This window comes from Pontibacter vulgaris (assembly GCF_022758145.1).
Lineage (GTDB): Bacteria > Bacteroidota > Bacteroidia > Cytophagales > Hymenobacteraceae > Pontibacter > Pontibacter vulgaris.
The window spans coordinates 388,884-404,279 of sequence record NZ_JAJVDH010000004.1; the positions used below are offsets into that span (position 1 = coordinate 388,884).

Genomic DNA, 15,396 nt, shown 5'->3' on the forward strand with positions numbered 1-15,396 from the left:
TTAGCAAAAATCTTTACTTCTATGCTATGCCCCGCTTTAACTTTTACAGGTTATGGAAGCATTTACCTTAGGCTTATTAGTATTTAAAACCCGGAGCTATAATCAGCTTGCAGGCAATTCAGACTTCTTTTTTAAGATATCCAGTACAAGCTCCCACAAATGCTCATAAGGTACAATTTCTACTTCGGCATAGGCTTCGCCGGGAGGCTTTGTAACTTTTAACTTTTTAAACATACTTTTGCTTTCCAAGCTTACCCGCAGGTAAGAGCACTGCTCCTTTAATATCTGGATCATAAATCGTAAGAAAAGCCTGGCGCGCTCAGCCATATACCCTCTCAGATAATTCGAGATGTATTTACGATACCGATCCATCAACAGCTCCGCCTCACTGTCGTCTATTTCTTTACACAGAAATTCAACAAACTCCAGCACCAGCAGAAATACATTAAACCCCTGTTTATCCTTCGAAATCATCGTAGCATTCCCTAAAGCTTCTTTATCTTCCGGGGTTAGCCTGTGCTGCATTACAATTGATAGAAAAGCCCGCATCAGGGCCCAACGTTCTTTGCTCAGGTTATTTTGCAGGTAATAGTGTGGGCTTTCATAAACCTTTGCAATTAATTCTGCAGCCAGGGCATAATTTTGGGAGTGCATCGCCAACAGAAAGTAATTCTCCATGTTGGCAAACCAGTTCACATCTGAAGGCGCTATTAATTCAAGGCTAGCCTCTGCTAATGTAAGGCCTTCTGTTAACCGGCTGGTTCTTAGGCAAGCATAAATCTGGACAAAAGCATTAAGTTGAACATTAAACCTTTTATGGTTCAATTCACCATTCCGGTGCATCAACTTAACTTCATTATTGAACTTTAAAATTTCTTCGTAATCACCGATCAGTTCTAAATAATGATTTTGCAGAAGAAAGAAATATTCAAATATTTTATAAGAGCCTGTTTTTAACCACATATCTTTTATCTGGTCAATTTTTTGAGGCAAATGATTTAATGAGGCTCTCTTTTTAGAAACATTAAAATTTAAATCAAACCTGAGATTAAAAAATATGTCTTCAGCATTTTTCTCCAGCCATACTATATCCTTAAAATATTGGATTTCCTGATTAATGCTTTGAAATGGGATTTGCTTGAGACTGTATAAGTCAACTTTACGCTTAATTTCTAGCGCCTCCAGTACAATATCATTGTAGACAGACTCTTTTGCCGAACGGATAACTTTATCTATGATCTTTCTTAAGAGATCATGTTCATTCAACATAAACAAGATTCTCGATTTGTGAAGTTCTTGTCTTAGCTCATGCTCCTCTAAAACCGAAGAGCTAGAATTTGTACCTCCCAGGTCGATCATCAAAAGATGATCGTAAAGCTTGCTCTTTAACCTGGATTTGAGCATTCTATAATTAGTTGGCAGTGCCTCTACGGTTACACCATATAAAGCTTTTACAGCTTCGATGTCTGAAGCAACAGCATTCTTTCTAACTAAATTATAGTACCGGCTTTCATAACTTTTATTATCAGCTAAATCTACAACAGGTTTGGAATTATGCCTTTCAATTATCCCGATAAGCCGTTGTAATTCGTCCATTTGTACTTAAAGTATAGTTCTAACCAAATATAGAAATGCTAAGTTTATTTTTCACGCTTTTTTAATATTTCCAGAATTAACTCCCATAAATGCTCGTAAGGCACTATTTCGATTTCTGCATAGGCATCTCCCGGGGCATGCGTTTCCAAAAGCTTTTGCAAATACTTATCCCCTTTATTCTTACATTTTGCAACATTAAAGTCTTCTGTTACTGTCAGCATCAGTAATTTCAGAAACGTTTTGCTCCGAAGGCTGAAGGCATCTTTCAAATGCGTTAGAATATACTTTCGCAAGCTCTCTATGCGATAGAGCAAAGCTTCTGCATCACCTTTTTTAAGGAAATATATAAATTGAAGAATTAAAATCGCAACATTAAACCCCTGCTTATCCTTGCTGTACTCTGGTACTGATATGGCAAAAGACTGAAAATTAAAACCACTTAGTTTATCTTCAGTTGGGGTTATAACCTGCAAGTATGTTTTGAACAGGTTCCATCTTTCTTTTGCCGTTTTTGTGATCCTGTTAAATGATGTATTAGTGAAAACTTTATCAATAAGCATATGCGCTAATTCGTAGTTACGCGAATGCATAGCCAGCAGGAAATAATTCTCCATAAATGCAAACCAGTTATGTTCAGCAATGTTGAAGTTTTCAATAAAGCGTTCGGCATAGCTTAGCCCTTTTACGAAATCCTTTTCCCTGAGCAAAGAATAAACAAGTATATACTCATTATACCTTTCATCAAACCTGTTTCCGTTAATAGCTCCCTTCTTCAGGAGTTCATAAGTATCCTGCGTAATGTTTATGATTTTTCTGAAATCGCCCAGCAACTCGTAATACCAAATTTGTAATTTATAATAGTTATCAAATAATGTGAATGTCTGGCCAAGTTTCCAAAGCCTTTCCAACTCATTTACAGTATCCCCTAACTGGGCCAGGAAAATAGTACGAGAAAGGATTGATTTATTTAATTTAATTTTAGCCTTTTGATAAATTTCAATAGACTGTACTTCATAAGCTCTTTTCGTTCTGTATTCTTTAAGTATCTCTAAGTTCTTATCTAACAGTTTACCATGTTCTTTATATGAATAATATTGGTTCTTTAGTTCTAAACAATTAATCAGTATTTCAGTATAAGAATTCTCCTGGGCAAGAGAGTATGCCTTATTGAGTAACCGTATCGTAATATCAAACTCTCCTAATAAGAGTAAAACCTTGGCATGGTGTAAATAATCAATACAAAGTAATTCATCCCGCACAGCAGAGCTCGATTTGGTACCGGGTAATTCAAGAAAAAAAAGATAGTCAAAAAGCTTCCTTTTAATTCTCGTTTTCAGCATCTTGTATCTGGTATCATTTGCATTTGAACCATAAATATCACTGGCTGCATTATCATCATTGGTGTAATTGCCCGCCAAAATGTTACTTAACAATTGCTTTTCTTTACCTTTTATAACCAAATCTACAGGTGGCAACACTGAATTTGGCTTCAAATTTTGTGTTACTATTTTTGATAATTTAACTATCTCTTCCAATGCCTATAAAGAATTAATATGCAATACCCCATTAATTTAAAAATTCACACCTGATTAACATGCAAAAACACCGTGTTACTTTTAACAACTAAATTCCTTTCAAGCTGTACCAGTTTCAACTAATTTTGATTGTTTACTCCAAATATAAAGGCGTTACTTTTTGATATTTTAGTTTCTAAATATACATTCAAATTTTTCTTAATTACAAACATTATCAGTTTCTACCGGCTATACTTTATAAAAACATAATAAAAGCCTAGTTACTTTTTAATACATATCTTCCTTTTTAGGTAGTTTCCAATCGCTCATATTTGTCCTGTTAATATTTGAAAACCAGGATTTAAAAATTATAAAGTCTACAGCTATGATATCTATCATTATTTCTATCCTCATTCAACTTGCTGTATTAAATGGTGGAACCACTGCCAACTCAACACAGAATAAAGGAAAAGATAAGCCTGCTACTTCTACTTCAGACAACTCAATGCAGACTTTTGGAGGTACTGGAAATTGGTTGAATCCTGATGCAGCTACTTCAGAGCAGCCTTAATAATTTTACTTCTTTAAGCTATAAAGCATTTTGCCTATCTTGCCTCAACAATTTATAGCCTGAGGTAAATTAAGATGCGATTTTTTGCTCTACTGCTTGTATGTATTTTACTCAGTTTCTGCAGCCAGCAGCAACGCCAGCCTGATGAGGTTCGTGTTAGGTTAGAAGCAGATCCTGAAACTTTAAATCCTGTTAGCTATAACAGTTCAGGCGGGCTTCAGATCATTAATCTGTTGTTTCAGAGCCTATTGGGTGCTGACATGGCAGATGCTGAACTAAAACCATTTCTGGCCGCATCTATGCCAGCAGTAACGAAACAGGACTCGCTGACTTTATTTACTTATCAGATACGGCAAGAAGCGCGCTGGGCAAACGGCAGCCCTGTAACAGCTAATGACGTAGCGTTCAGCTTAAAGGTATTAAAGGCTCCGCTGGTAAATAATGAAGGCCTGAAACCACAAGTCGAGTTTATTAAAGACATCAGGTTAACCACTGCAAACAACCGTCAAATCACTTTTGTATGCAGTGGTTATTCTCCTGAAATGGAGCTGCTCACCGGCGATTTTTTTATACTCCCCGAATATCTTTTCGACCCGAAAGGCCTGTTAAAACAATTCTCTGTAAAAGATTTAAACCACAATGCACCTGAGCTTCAGCAAAACAAGCAGCTGCAGGAATTTGCTACCCGATTTAATAGCGTAGACTTTGCCAAAAACAAGGACCTGTTAAAAGGTAGCGGCGGGTATGAGCTGGACAGTTGGGTTTCCGGGCAGTATATCACCCTTAAACGAAAGGAAAACTGGTGGGCCAAAACCTTAGATACAACGGTTAAACACCTGACGGCCAACCCGAAGCGCATCAGCTTCCAGGTTATACCAGAGCATGCTACTGCCTTGCTGGCCCTTAAAAGCAAACAACTTGATGTATTAGAAGGCATTCCTGTCGCTGAATTCAACCAATTACAAAAGGATAAGAACTTCAGGCAGGATTATGCGTTGCACACCCCCGATACGTACGAATTTGTTTATACCGGCCTTAACAGTCGCCTTCCAAAATTTTCTGATAAACGTACACGCCAGGCAATCGCGCACCTGCTGGATGTAGAAAACCTGATGGCCGTAACACAGGAGAACTATGCCACGCGTACAGTTGGTCCTGTTCCTCCTTCTGTAAAAGAGCTCTATCATCATCAGTTAAAACCTTATACTTATAGTGTGCAAAAAGCTGCTGATCTTTTAAAAGCTGCGGGCTGGACAAAAGAAAAGGATGGCTGGTACAAAAGCCTAAATGGCATCCGTGAGAAACTGACGATCGAGATAAGCTACAGAGCCGGTAATACGATATATGAAAACTCGTGTGCTATTTTTAAACAAAGTGCGGCTAAAGCAGGCATTCCGGTAACAATACAAGCAGTAGAAGGCGCATTACTCAGCCAAAAACTACGGGAACATGACTTTGAAATGGCATTTCGATCTTTAAATGGTAACCCCTTTATTTTCAACTTTAAACCGCTGTTTCATACTTCTTTTGCAGCCAAAGGTAATCTCAATTTCACAGGCTTTGGCACTCCGGAAAGCGACAAAGTTTTAGACCTGATAAATCAAGCAAATACTGCCCAAGAAAAAGCGATGCATCTTAAGAGGCTCCAGGAGATGCTGCACGAGGAAGCTGCTTTTATATCGTTATACTACCTGAAAGACCGCATAGCCATACACAAGCGCTTTGCCAATACCAAAGTATCTGGCCTGATGCCTAATTACGATGTAAGTGCCTTTTTGCTAAAAGAACAATAGGAACGGGTATGTTGCCATACTTGCTAAAACGCCTGCTGTTAATGCTGCCTGCTTTATGGTTAGTTGTTACGCTGGTTTTTTTGCTGAGCAGGGCCTTACCTGCAACATTCGGGTCGGAGAAGATTTTGCAGCAAAGCAAAGGTTATTATGCCTCCGGTTCCACTTCAGCCCGCGAGTCTGCTTACAAGGATTACCTGAGCCGAACGGGCCTGCAACTACCCCTTTTCTACTTTGGCATCAGTACGGCGTCAGAGCCTGACACTTTATACAGGGTGTCACCTGAAACAGACCGCAAGTTATTACAGCAACTAGCCTGGCAATTTAGTAACTGGCCTGCTATTTCGGTCTACTATCAAAGTATAAAAAGCCTGCAACAACATTTACCTGAGCAGGAGCAATTCCTGGTAGCACCTCTGTTTGCAGCAACAGACAAAACAGCTATACTTGCCGTAACCGGTAAACTGGATCAGATTAAAGGAGCTTCTGACGCATCTGCTTTAATAACAAATGTACAACAGAGCGCCAACAGACTTTACCAGCACGAAGCTAAGTATAGTTTTCTGGTACCGGCTATACAATGGCATGGTGCAGACAATCAGTATCATCAATGGTTGTCAGAGCTTATGAAAGGCAAGTTAGGCACATCTTACCGCGACAGCAAACCGGTAATCGAAAAAGTAGCTGAAGCTGTAGGGACTTCCTTCTGGTTGCTGATTTTAAGTATGCTGGCAGCATTTTTAATCTCTTTTAACACAAGTATACTGCTGGTACAAAGGCAGGAAACCAAACTGCAGAAATTTATACTTTCCGGTTTATACTTCCTGGATAGCATACCGCTTTTCGTACTTTGCCTTTTACTCCTTGTATTATTGGCCAGCCCTGATTTCCTGCAGCTGTTTCCGGCTTATGGATTGGGATATTATGAAAACCAGAACCAGAATTGGCTCGAAGGCATGATGCAACAACTGCCTTACCTGGCACTACCAATACTTTGCCTGACTATCGCCTACATACCCTATCTGACAAACATACTTTACAGAGCACTGGCTGATAATTCTCAAACCGATTATGCCCGTACCGCTCGTGCCAAAGGGCTATCAGAACAGAAAGTGATTCGAAAGCATTTAGTACGCAATGCTTTATTGCCTGTTATTACACTCCTTTCCGACTTTTTACCAGCATTGGTTGCAGGCTCTGTTGTAATCGAAACAATATTTGCCATACCCGGAATCGGTCGTTTGCTGCTCGAGTCGGTGCAGGCGCGCGACTACCCGGTTATAGTAACTATAGTGCTGTTAGTAGCTGCATTTAAAATGCTCTCTCACCTGCTGGCCGACATCTGGTATGGCATTGCAGATCCACGAATCCGTTACAACGCCAGATGAAGCTACTGTTTGCCGATATACAGAAGTTATGGCACGATAAGATCGCTTTCAGGCTGGCTGTTTGCTACCTGCTCCTGTTTGCTATTGTTGCGTTGTTGTTACCACTGCTTCCGTTACCATTTGCTCCCCAGCAACTCGACTTAAAACAAGTATTTCAATTTCCATTTAACGAGGGCGATTCCGGTTATCATTTGCTTGGTACTGATGCGTTGGGTCGTGATGTTTTGGTTGGCAGCATGTATGGTGCCCGAACGGCACTCTTTATCAGTTTTCCTGTAATGGTGCTAAGTACGCTGTTAGGTTTGTTTTTAGGCGCTGCAGCAGGCTATTTCGGTAATGTAAAACTAAAGATCAGCAGAGCAGGCTTACTGCTTTCTTTTGTGGCTTTATGTACAGTTTTATACTTTGGCTTTTATGTACCGCTGCATGTGTTGTCTTTGAAGTTGGGCAATGAGGCACTTACTATAAGCCTGCTGGTTTTAGCCGGTATATTTGTTATACTTTTCGGTGTGCTTTTACCTGCCTTTAAACGTCTTAAACTGTTCAAAAAAACGGTTGCTTTTCCTCTCGACTGGGTTGTTTTGCGCCTCATCGAGACTTTTACCAGCATTCCTACCCTGATTTTTATACTTGTATTAGCCTCTTTTGCACCGCCCTCTATACTTGTACTGGCAGTTATACTTATACTTACCACTTGGACAAATACAGCCCGCATTGCCCGTGCCGAAATGTTACGTGTAAAACAACTTCCTTATTTCGAAGCTGCAGCCAGCATTGGAGCTACGGAGTACCGGCTTATACTTCGGCATGCCTTACCCAATATTATTTCCCCGGTAGTGGTAACATTTGTTTTCGGGCTTGCAGGTATACTTGCCTTAGAGTCTACCTTATCATTTTTGGGAATTGCGGCTTCAGGCTCACTTATCAGTTGGGGCGGCATCATGGCCGGAATCAGGTCTAATACATCTGCCTGGTGGCTGGTGTTTTTTCCAGGTATGTTTTTGTCTGCTACAGTGCTTGCGCTACAGATCTGTAGCTACTATTTATTGTGGGCTATGCAGCAGCGTAAGCGATAAACCTGTGTTACTTTTCAGGCAAAAAACAGCAACAAGATCGCATTATCCCTATTTCTGCTTTTTAATCAAACTATAAATCAAGGGTTTAATCAGAATAAATTTCTGCTGCGCCTGATTTCGGTCTGTTTATTGCTTTTCATCCAATGTTACTTTGCCTTCTTAATATTCCTGTTTTCTATTGCTTAACGTTCGTAACATTGTTCACTCCAAGAACCTAAACCTATTGTCACATGACAATTGCTATGAATCCTAATTTTACATACACGGCAGAAAGCAGCTATGCTAATAGCAGTTTGCCTGCTTTACCTACATTAAAAGTAGCGCTATCAGAAGAGCAGGGAACTGATTTCTCGACAATAGACGGGAACGTAGTGACATATAATGCAGGGGCAACCGCCGTAAACATAGGAACTGGCATTTTTATAGGCGATTATTTTGTTGGCGAATCAGAAAACCAGCAAACCATTAGCAGTTTAGCCTGTATCCGGTATTAAATATAAAGCTCTCCAAAAGAGCTACAGAAATTAAAGAAGTGTAAAGTGTAGATTGTTTGTGTTTAGATTAGTCAGGTTGCCCTGTAGCGTTAAGTTACAGGGCATTTGTCTTTTATGGCGGTAACAGTTTTACCAACAATGGTTATACTTTGTACTTGCAATTCCCTATTATACAAAAAGTTGTACTTGCAATTCCCTATTATACAAAAAGGCCTGCCAGTAAATAATGCTGGCAGGCCTTTTTACTTGTATCTACTCTAAACAATTATAAGTAATTCCCCAGGAGATGATAATATTAGTTTTTGCCGGTGTGTGCCAACACAATCTGGCGAAGCCACTTCAGCATCAGGAAGATTGCAAAAGCTGCCATTAGCGAGCCTATACAGTTAACCAGGAAGAAAAGCGCTTTGTGATCATACTTATCCCACATACTTGCCAGCACGCCAGACAGTTTATTACCTATAGAAGTAGCCAGGAACCAGCCTCCCATCATCAGGGCGGTCAGGCGCGGCGGGCTTAATTTTGAAACCAATGAGAGTCCCATCGGGCTCAGGAATAGCTCCCCTATCGTGATCACGGCATAGGAGCCAACCAGCCACATAGCAGAACTCTTTTCGGCACCGTTCATGCCGGCAAATACAGCACCTACCATTACCAGCGTACTCATGGCCGTAATCACAAGTCCCCACATAATTTTAGCAGGCGTAGAAGGCTCTTTACCACGCTGTCGTAAGTATGAGAAAAACCACACAACCAGCGGCGTAAGCAAAATAACAAAGAACGGGTTAATGGATTGGAAAAGCTCTGTCGATATCAGTGAAAGTGGTTTCCCCTCTTCCGGCCAGCGCGACTCCGGCAGGTTATTCAGGTATGGGGCTACACCTTCTTTGGTGATCACTTTACCATCTGCATCGGTACGAGCTCTGAAATTCTGATCGTAATCCGGAACTGTGGCCACGCTCTGGTCTACTTCCTGCACCATACCTATAGCACCTGCAGGCCCAGTAAGACCTTCAGCCATTTCACGATCCGTATAATATTCAGCCCATGTAGTAAGTGCTGTGCCATTCTGTTTAAATATCGCCCAGAAAACAATAACCACTGCAAAAATTGAAAGCAATGCCGCAATAGGTCTTTTATCTTCTGATGAGGCACGCGCCCACAACGAACCATAAAACACCATGATCGGGATAGCTCCGAAAAGGAAGGCATCCGTAGAATCTGAACCGAAAATGCTTCCAGGTATAAGTACCCAGCCCAACACACCGGCAATAACTGCAGGAAGTATAACAATACCGAAAATGCGCGACAATGGCATATCGTTAGCGGCAGCTGGCTTCAGTACATCGGCTTCTTTATAATGCTTGTTACCAATCCAGAAGATTACCACACCAAGCAACATACCTACACCGGCAGCAGCAAAAGCATAGCCCCAGCCATAGTTGTTACGCAGGTACGAGGCAATAAATGGGGCAATAAATGCACCCACGTTAATCCCCATATAAAAGATGTTATAACCGGTATCTTTCTTGTCCTGGTATTCGGGGTTAGAGTATAAACCACCCAAAAGTGTAGAGATATTAGGCTTAAAGAAACCGTTACCAATAATAATCAGGCCTAGCGAAATGATCATTGCCCAATCGCCTGGCAAGGCAAGTCCAATATAGCCGATAGCCATCAGTATACCGCCGATAGAAATTGAAAGCCTGTAACCCAATACACGATCTGCGAGCAAACCACCCACAAAAGGTGTTAAGTATACCAGTGCTATGAAGGTACCAAATATATCAGATGCATTTTCTTTGGAAATACCCAGGCCACCGTTCTGCGCATCAATCATGTACAGGAAGAAGATAGCCAGCATCAGGTAGAAGCCAAAACGCTCCCACATTTCAGAAAAGAATAAATAGTATAATCCCTTAGGGTGTTTGGATTTTGTGTTGGTCATGGGTAAAAATTGTGAATTAACTATGTAATTAAGCCTTTTTCTGCTATTCTTCAAAATTTCTGGCTGGTACTATGCTACAAAGTATGGCTTACTTTACTAAATGTTCTAAATCTTTTTACTGCTGATAAAGCTCGACCTTTCTAACTAACCTCCTTAACCTTAATTATATCAGAATAATAATTTAGTAAGTGAATTTTAATCGAACATTAGTAATGTAGGTACCTTATGAGATAAAAGCATTTTTGCTACTACATTAAAAGATTCTCAGGATGTCGAAAAGCTGTGTATTAGAAACTGGTTTCACTTCTGAACAACTAAGTATAGGCTGGGATTTATTCAGAATCCTGGCAAGGTTATGGACGCCCAAGTAAACAGATAACACCTCTTGCATATTGCCGTGGGCAAATTCAAAAGGCATTAGAAATTGCCAAAGCAAGCCGATAACAGTGCTCGTTTCGTCTCCGGTTTCTTCTGAAATGTCAGAACAGGTAATTACTTTATACTTTGCACTTAGCAGCCATCATAAAAAAAGCCTGCAGGTCAAGCTTCTGCAGGCTTTATACTTACGGCTTTACTGTTTTAGAAACGCACTTAAACAGCTTCTTTCAGTGTTTGCATGTCAATAACATAGCGGTAGCGGACTTCCTTCTTCAGCATCTTTTCAAATGCTTCATTTATATCCTGCATCGCAATTACTTCTACTTCAGGCAGAATAGCATGTTTGGCGCAAAAGTCCAGCACTTCCTGCGTTTCCTTTATGCTGCCAATAAGCGAGCCTGTTACTGATCTGCGATGCAGAACCACCTCCATGTTATTGGTCGCTTTTTTGAAAGGTGTTAAAACCCCTACCGCAACTAAAGGCGCATCGCGCTTCAGGAGTTTTACATATAGATTGATGTCGTAAGGGTCTGGGATCGTGTTCAGGATAATATCAAATGAAAGTTCCTGTTTGGCCATCGCCTTCTTATCAGTGGATAGCACCACCTCATGGGCTCCCATCTTTAAGGCATCATCCATTTTATCTTTTGAGGTAGTAAAAACAGTTACTTCGGCTCCCATGGCTTTGGCCAGCATTACGGCCATGTGGCCCAATCCGCCAAGACCTACTACCCCTACCTTGTCTCCATGCTTTACCTTCCAGTGTTTTAAAGGCGAATAAGTAGTAACCCCGGCACACAGGATTGGCGCAGCCGCTTTAATGTCCAGCGCAATCGGGATCTTAAGTACAAAAGATTCCTTTACAACAATATTAGTAGAGTAACCGCCGAACGTATTGTAGCCGCTACCGTCTGGTTTCATATACCCGTTATAGGTTGCGGTCCAGCTTACCGGGCCTTCGCAGTATTGCTCGTCTCCTTTTTTACACGAAAAACATTCGCCGCAGGAATCAATCATACACCCTACTCCTACCATATCTCCCAGCTTAAATTTTGTAACCCCACTGCCTACTTCTATTACTTTGCCAACTATCTCGTGGCCGGGCACGCATGGGTATATGGTGTTGTTCCAGTCGTTACGAACCTGGTGCAGATCGGAGTGGCAAACCCCGGTATACAAAATATCGATCAGTACTTCGTCTTCTTTAGGTGCTTTGCGCTTAAAGTTAATGGGCTTTAGTTTCTTAAAAAGAGCGCTGGTAGCTCCGTAACCTTTTGTTTTGATGTGTTTCATAGTTTATTTTCAGCTTTATAGTTTGGTGTCTTACTCTCTGCTTACCCGGCTCAGACTGATCGAGTTTATACTTAGCAACAACAACTGCCTGCAGTTGTTTTCGGTCTACTTCGGTTAGTAATGTTAAAAAGGAAAGCCACATTGAGGTTTGTGTGTGGCATACGCTCCATGTGACTTGCTTTTATAGTTATACTTTTAAGTGTCTATAAATACACCAGACGGTGTTGAAGGTTACATAATCGCAAGTATAATGCAAACTAAGTACTTGAGTGGTAATGCATAAAGCTGTAATCAGAAGTATAAAGTATAAACATTAGTTAATTTTATAGGGTGGCAAATATGATAGTACAGTAAAACAAGAAATCATCTTAAGCCTTTAAAGCACCCAGGGATATCCTGTTTCCGCTAATTTTGAAACGAAGTATTTGAGCAGTATTTTTGCAGGGTGAAAGTTTTAACTATCATATTAGCACTTTTAGTTGTAACGCTCTCGGTTTCGCCCTGCTGCATTACTGATGGCTGTGCCTCTGATGATGCTAAGACCGAGCAATCAGAAAACCATAAAGAAGATTCTGATATCTGTTCCCCTTTCTACAGTTGCTCAACCTGTATAGGGTTCACATTTTCTGATTACTCAGTAGAGCCCGCTACATTCTTTCAACATAAAACAATTCACTTTGCAGATTACAGGCAAAGTATGTTTCCTCCGTTCTACAATTCTTTCTGGCAGCCTCCAAGGCTAAGCTAATGCCATAACCAGCATAATTTATCGGGTGGTGCGTTATTGTGCCAAGCCTAATCCTATTGTAGCATTAAATCTCAAAAATGAAAAAGTACATCTTTGTACTGCTCTGCTTATTGAGCAGTACAATGGCGTATAGCCAGCATACGCTTAAAGCCATTATTAAAGATGGTGAATCAAACAAACCATTAGCAGGTGCAACTGCTGCCGTTCAGGGCACAACGATAAGTGCCAGCGCTGATGCCAATGGCGCACTTGAACTGAGCGGTATTCCTGGTGGCAGGCAGGTTATCAGGTTCAGCTACATCGGCTATGAAGACAGGTTTGATACACTTACCTTTCCACTTGCCCAGACAACTCCACTGATCGTTTTAATAAACCCCGGTGACGAGGAACTGGAAGAGGTAGTTATCTCAACCACCCGCAGCAGCCGCACCATTGAGGACATTCCGACCCGAGTAGAAGCCATTACGCTGGAAGAACTCGGCGAGAAGGCAAACATGAAACCAGGCGACATCAGGATGCTGCTAAATGAAAGTACAGGCATACAGACCCAGCAAACATCTGCTACCAGTGCTAATGCAAATATCCGTATTCAGGGACTTGACGGGCGTTATACCCAGATACTACAGGATGGTTTCCCTCTCTACTCTGGCTTTTCAAGCAGCCTGAGCATTATGCAGATCCCTCCTCTTAACCTATACCAGGTAGAGGTCATTAAAGGGAGTTCTTCTACGCTGTACGGAGGTGGCGCGATTGCAGGACTTGTTAACCTGATTACCAAGAAGCCTTCTAAAGATGGAGAACTCAGCTTTATGGCCAATGCCACCAGTGCAAAGGGTCTTGATCTGAGCAGCTTCTACGGAAAAAAGTTCGGTAAATTTGGTGTGACAGTATTTGCCTCCAGAAATGCTAACCAAGCTTATGACCCTGCCGACATTGGCTTCTCGGCTATTCCTGATTTTGAGCGCTATACGGCAAACCCTATCTTATACTACTACCCGAGCGAGCGAACCCAGCTTTCGCTTGGCCTGAACGCCTCCAAAGAAGAGCGCTTGGGTGGAGATTTGAGTTACATTGATGGAAATGAAGGTGATTTTTATTTCGAACAGAACAACACAGAGCGCCTGTCTACACAGCTCTGCCTGGAACATCGCTTATCAGAAAGCTCCCTGCTATCAGTTAAGAACAGCCTGAGTTACTTTAACAGGGATATCGCAGTTCCTGACTTTAACTTTGATGGAAAACAGATTGCCAGCTTCAGCGAAGTGGCATACAACCTTAACCGAGAAAGAATGGATTGGGTTATAGGCACAAACCTCTGGACTGACAAGTTCTCCGAGCGAAATGCAGATGCCGTTGAGGCAAGAGATTACAACATTACCACCATCGGTGCTTTTGCACAGAATACATTTACGCCCGTTGATTGGATTGTACTGGAGTCTGGTTTAAGGGCCGATTACGTAACGCCTTCACCAGCCAACAAATCAAAAGGCTTGTTCATTTTGCCACGAGTTTCCGCTCTGTTCAAAATAAGCGACCGACTTACTTCCCGTATCGGTAGTGGCATGGGTTATAAAACACCGACCATCTTTACACAGGAGGCGGAAAACATCACATTCCGCAACATTCTCCCACTAAATATCAGCCAGACAGACGCGGAGACTTCCATAGGCGGTAACGCAGACATTAACTATAACACCTTTATTGGGGAAGATGTAACGTTCAGCATCAACCACATGTTCTACTACACATACCTTAAAAACCCGCTTATACTCACGTTGCGCCCTGACAACCTGTATGAGTTTAAAAATGCCAGCGGTTATGTAGATACCAAAGGCGTGGAAACGAACATGAAGTTAGGCTACGAGTGGGTGAAACTGTTCCTTGGCTATACTTACACCGATGCCAGACAGCATTACAACGAAATGGTTTCAGACATGCCGCTCACTCCAAAGCACAGAGTAAATACGGTGCTGATGCTGGAAAAAGAGGACAACTTCCGCATTGGTCTGGAAGCGTACTATTTCTCTCCGCAGCAATTAAATGATGGCAGCAGAGGGCGCGATTACTGGATAAACGGAGTGATGGTAGAGAAGATGTTTGAGAAATTTTCCCTTTTCCTCAACTTTGAAAACATTTTCGACACCAGACAAAGCAGGTTTGGCAGTATCTACTCCGGTAATATGCGAAATCCTGAATTCAATGAGATATATGCGCCAGTAGATGGCAGGGTAATCAACGGAGGAATAAAGTTAAATATACTGTAGAACAACATTTTATAATTACTAATCTCAATTACTTGATCTGAAGGAGGAGCCCGGCAAATATAATATCGGGCTTTTTGGCAATTATTCCTCTGACAAAAATATTTTTGTTTAATCCAGTAACTTTGAATACGTTGTGATATTAATGCAAATGCTGCCATTAAAGTTGTATTAAATTAAAAAGCCTTGTAAACTGACCAGTTTACAAGGCTTTTTAATTTGCAGAGAGGAAGGGATTCGAACCCTCGATACCCTTTTGAGGTATACACACTTTCCAGGCGTGCTCCTTCAACCACTCGGACACCTCTCTAATTGTGGTACAAATGTACGCTATAACCT

Annotated in this window: 11 protein-coding genes and 1 tRNA gene; 7 read left to right on the forward strand and 5 right to left on the reverse strand. The window is 41.3% G+C overall.

What is annotated here, in order from left to right; translation table 11 throughout:
* Positions 1-102: 102 nt before the first annotated feature.
* Together LWP20_RS11920 and LWP20_RS11925 are read right to left on the reverse strand one after the other, a co-directional pair.
* Entirely contained in the window at positions 103-1,596 is a 1,494-nt protein-coding gene (locus tag LWP20_RS11920; protein ID WP_242928371.1) for a hypothetical protein, read from the reverse strand.
* 44 nt (positions 1,597-1,640) lie between these two features.
* Positions 1,641-3,131 carry a hypothetical protein gene (locus tag LWP20_RS11925; protein ID WP_242928372.1) on the reverse strand — a complete coding sequence of 497 codons (1,491 nt, stop codon included), beginning with the start codon at positions 3,129-3,131 and terminating at the stop codon, positions 1,641-1,643.
* A 364-nt stretch (positions 3,132-3,495) separates the two neighbouring features.
* On the opposite strand from LWP20_RS11925, the gene LWP20_RS11930 reads away from it, so the two are divergent.
* The 5 genes from LWP20_RS11930 to LWP20_RS11950 all read left to right on the forward strand — a co-directional run bounded on the left by LWP20_RS11930 (position 3,496) and on the right by LWP20_RS11950 (position 8,429).
* Positions 3,496-3,681, forward strand: coding sequence for a hypothetical protein (locus LWP20_RS11930; RefSeq protein ID WP_242928373.1), 186 nt, complete (start codon positions 3,496-3,498; stop codon positions 3,679-3,681).
* A 74-nt stretch (positions 3,682-3,755) separates the two neighbouring features.
* On the forward strand, positions 3,756-5,474 hold the full coding sequence (locus LWP20_RS11935) for an ABC transporter substrate-binding protein (RefSeq protein WP_242928374.1): 1,719 nt from the start codon (positions 3,756-3,758) through the stop codon (positions 5,472-5,474).
* 41 nt (positions 5,475-5,515) lie between these two features.
* Complete coding sequence (locus LWP20_RS11940; protein WP_242928375.1) at positions 5,516-6,859, forward strand: ABC transporter permease; 1,344 nt, start codon at positions 5,516-5,518, stop codon at positions 6,857-6,859.
* The gene (locus LWP20_RS11945; RefSeq protein WP_242928376.1) at positions 6,856-7,935 is read left to right on the forward strand and encodes an ABC transporter permease; all 1,080 of its coding nucleotides are present in this window, start codon (positions 6,856-6,858) and stop codon (positions 7,933-7,935) included. Before LWP20_RS11940 ends, LWP20_RS11945 begins: the two co-directional genes overlap by 4 nt.
* 230 nt (positions 7,936-8,165) lie before the next feature.
* Positions 8,166-8,429: a hypothetical protein gene (locus tag LWP20_RS11950; RefSeq protein WP_242928377.1), complete on the forward strand. Its 264-nt coding sequence runs from the start codon at positions 8,166-8,168 to the stop codon at positions 8,427-8,429.
* Between the two features lie 295 nt (positions 8,430-8,724).
* On the opposite strand, the gene LWP20_RS11955 is transcribed toward LWP20_RS11950, so the two are convergent.
* Positions 8,725-10,377 carry a peptide MFS transporter gene (locus LWP20_RS11955; RefSeq protein ID WP_242928378.1) on the reverse strand — a complete coding sequence of 551 codons (1,653 nt, stop codon included), beginning with the start codon at positions 10,375-10,377 and terminating at the stop codon, positions 8,725-8,727.
* A gap of 591 nt (positions 10,378-10,968) precedes the next feature.
* Positions 10,969-12,048, reverse strand: a complete 1,080-nt coding sequence (locus LWP20_RS11960) for an NAD(P)-dependent alcohol dehydrogenase (RefSeq protein ID WP_242928379.1) — start codon at positions 12,046-12,048, stop codon at positions 10,969-10,971.
* Between the two features lie 445 nt (positions 12,049-12,493).
* On the opposite strand from LWP20_RS11960, the gene LWP20_RS18370 reads away from it, so the two are divergent.
* Positions 12,494-12,796: a DUF6660 family protein gene (locus LWP20_RS18370; RefSeq protein WP_367615749.1), complete on the forward strand. Its 303-nt coding sequence runs from the start codon at positions 12,494-12,496 to the stop codon at positions 12,794-12,796.
* Between the two features lie 77 nt (positions 12,797-12,873).
* Positions 12,874-15,060, forward strand: a complete 2,187-nt coding sequence (locus LWP20_RS11965; protein WP_242928380.1) for a TonB-dependent receptor — start codon at positions 12,874-12,876, stop codon at positions 15,058-15,060.
* 219 nt (positions 15,061-15,279) lie between these two features.
* On the opposite strand, the gene LWP20_RS11970 is transcribed toward LWP20_RS11965, so the two are convergent.
* A tRNA-Ser gene (locus LWP20_RS11970) sits at positions 15,280-15,367 on the reverse strand.
* Positions 15,368-15,396: the final 29 nt, after the last annotated feature.

Bases quoted from the DNA above. Each gene is read 5' to 3' on its own strand.
- LWP20_RS11920 (WP_242928371.1), bottom strand. From the start codon at position 1,596: ATGGACGAATTACAACGGCTTATCGGGATAATTGAAAGGCATAATTCC.
- LWP20_RS11930 (WP_242928373.1), top strand. From the start codon at position 3,496: ATGATATCTATCATTATTTCTATCCTCATTCAACTTGCTGTATTAAAT.
- LWP20_RS11935 (WP_242928374.1), top strand. From the start codon at position 3,756: ATGCGATTTTTTGCTCTACTGCTTGTATGTATTTTACTCAGTTTCTGC.
- LWP20_RS11940 (WP_242928375.1), top strand. From the start codon at position 5,516: ATGCTGCCTGCTTTATGGTTAGTTGTTACGCTGGTTTTTTTGCTGAGC.
- LWP20_RS11945 (WP_242928376.1), top strand. From the start codon at position 6,856: ATGAAGCTACTGTTTGCCGATATACAGAAGTTATGGCACGATAAGATC.
- LWP20_RS11950 (WP_242928377.1), top strand. From the start codon at position 8,166: ATGACAATTGCTATGAATCCTAATTTTACATACACGGCAGAAAGCAGC.
- LWP20_RS11955 (WP_242928378.1), bottom strand. From the start codon at position 10,377: ATGACCAACACAAAATCCAAACACCCTAAGGGATTATACTATTTATTC.
- LWP20_RS11960 (WP_242928379.1), bottom strand. From the start codon at position 12,048: ATGAAACACATCAAAACAAAAGGTTACGGAGCTACCAGCGCTCTTTTT.
- LWP20_RS11965 (WP_242928380.1), top strand. From the start codon at position 12,874: ATGAAAAAGTACATCTTTGTACTGCTCTGCTTATTGAGCAGTACAATG.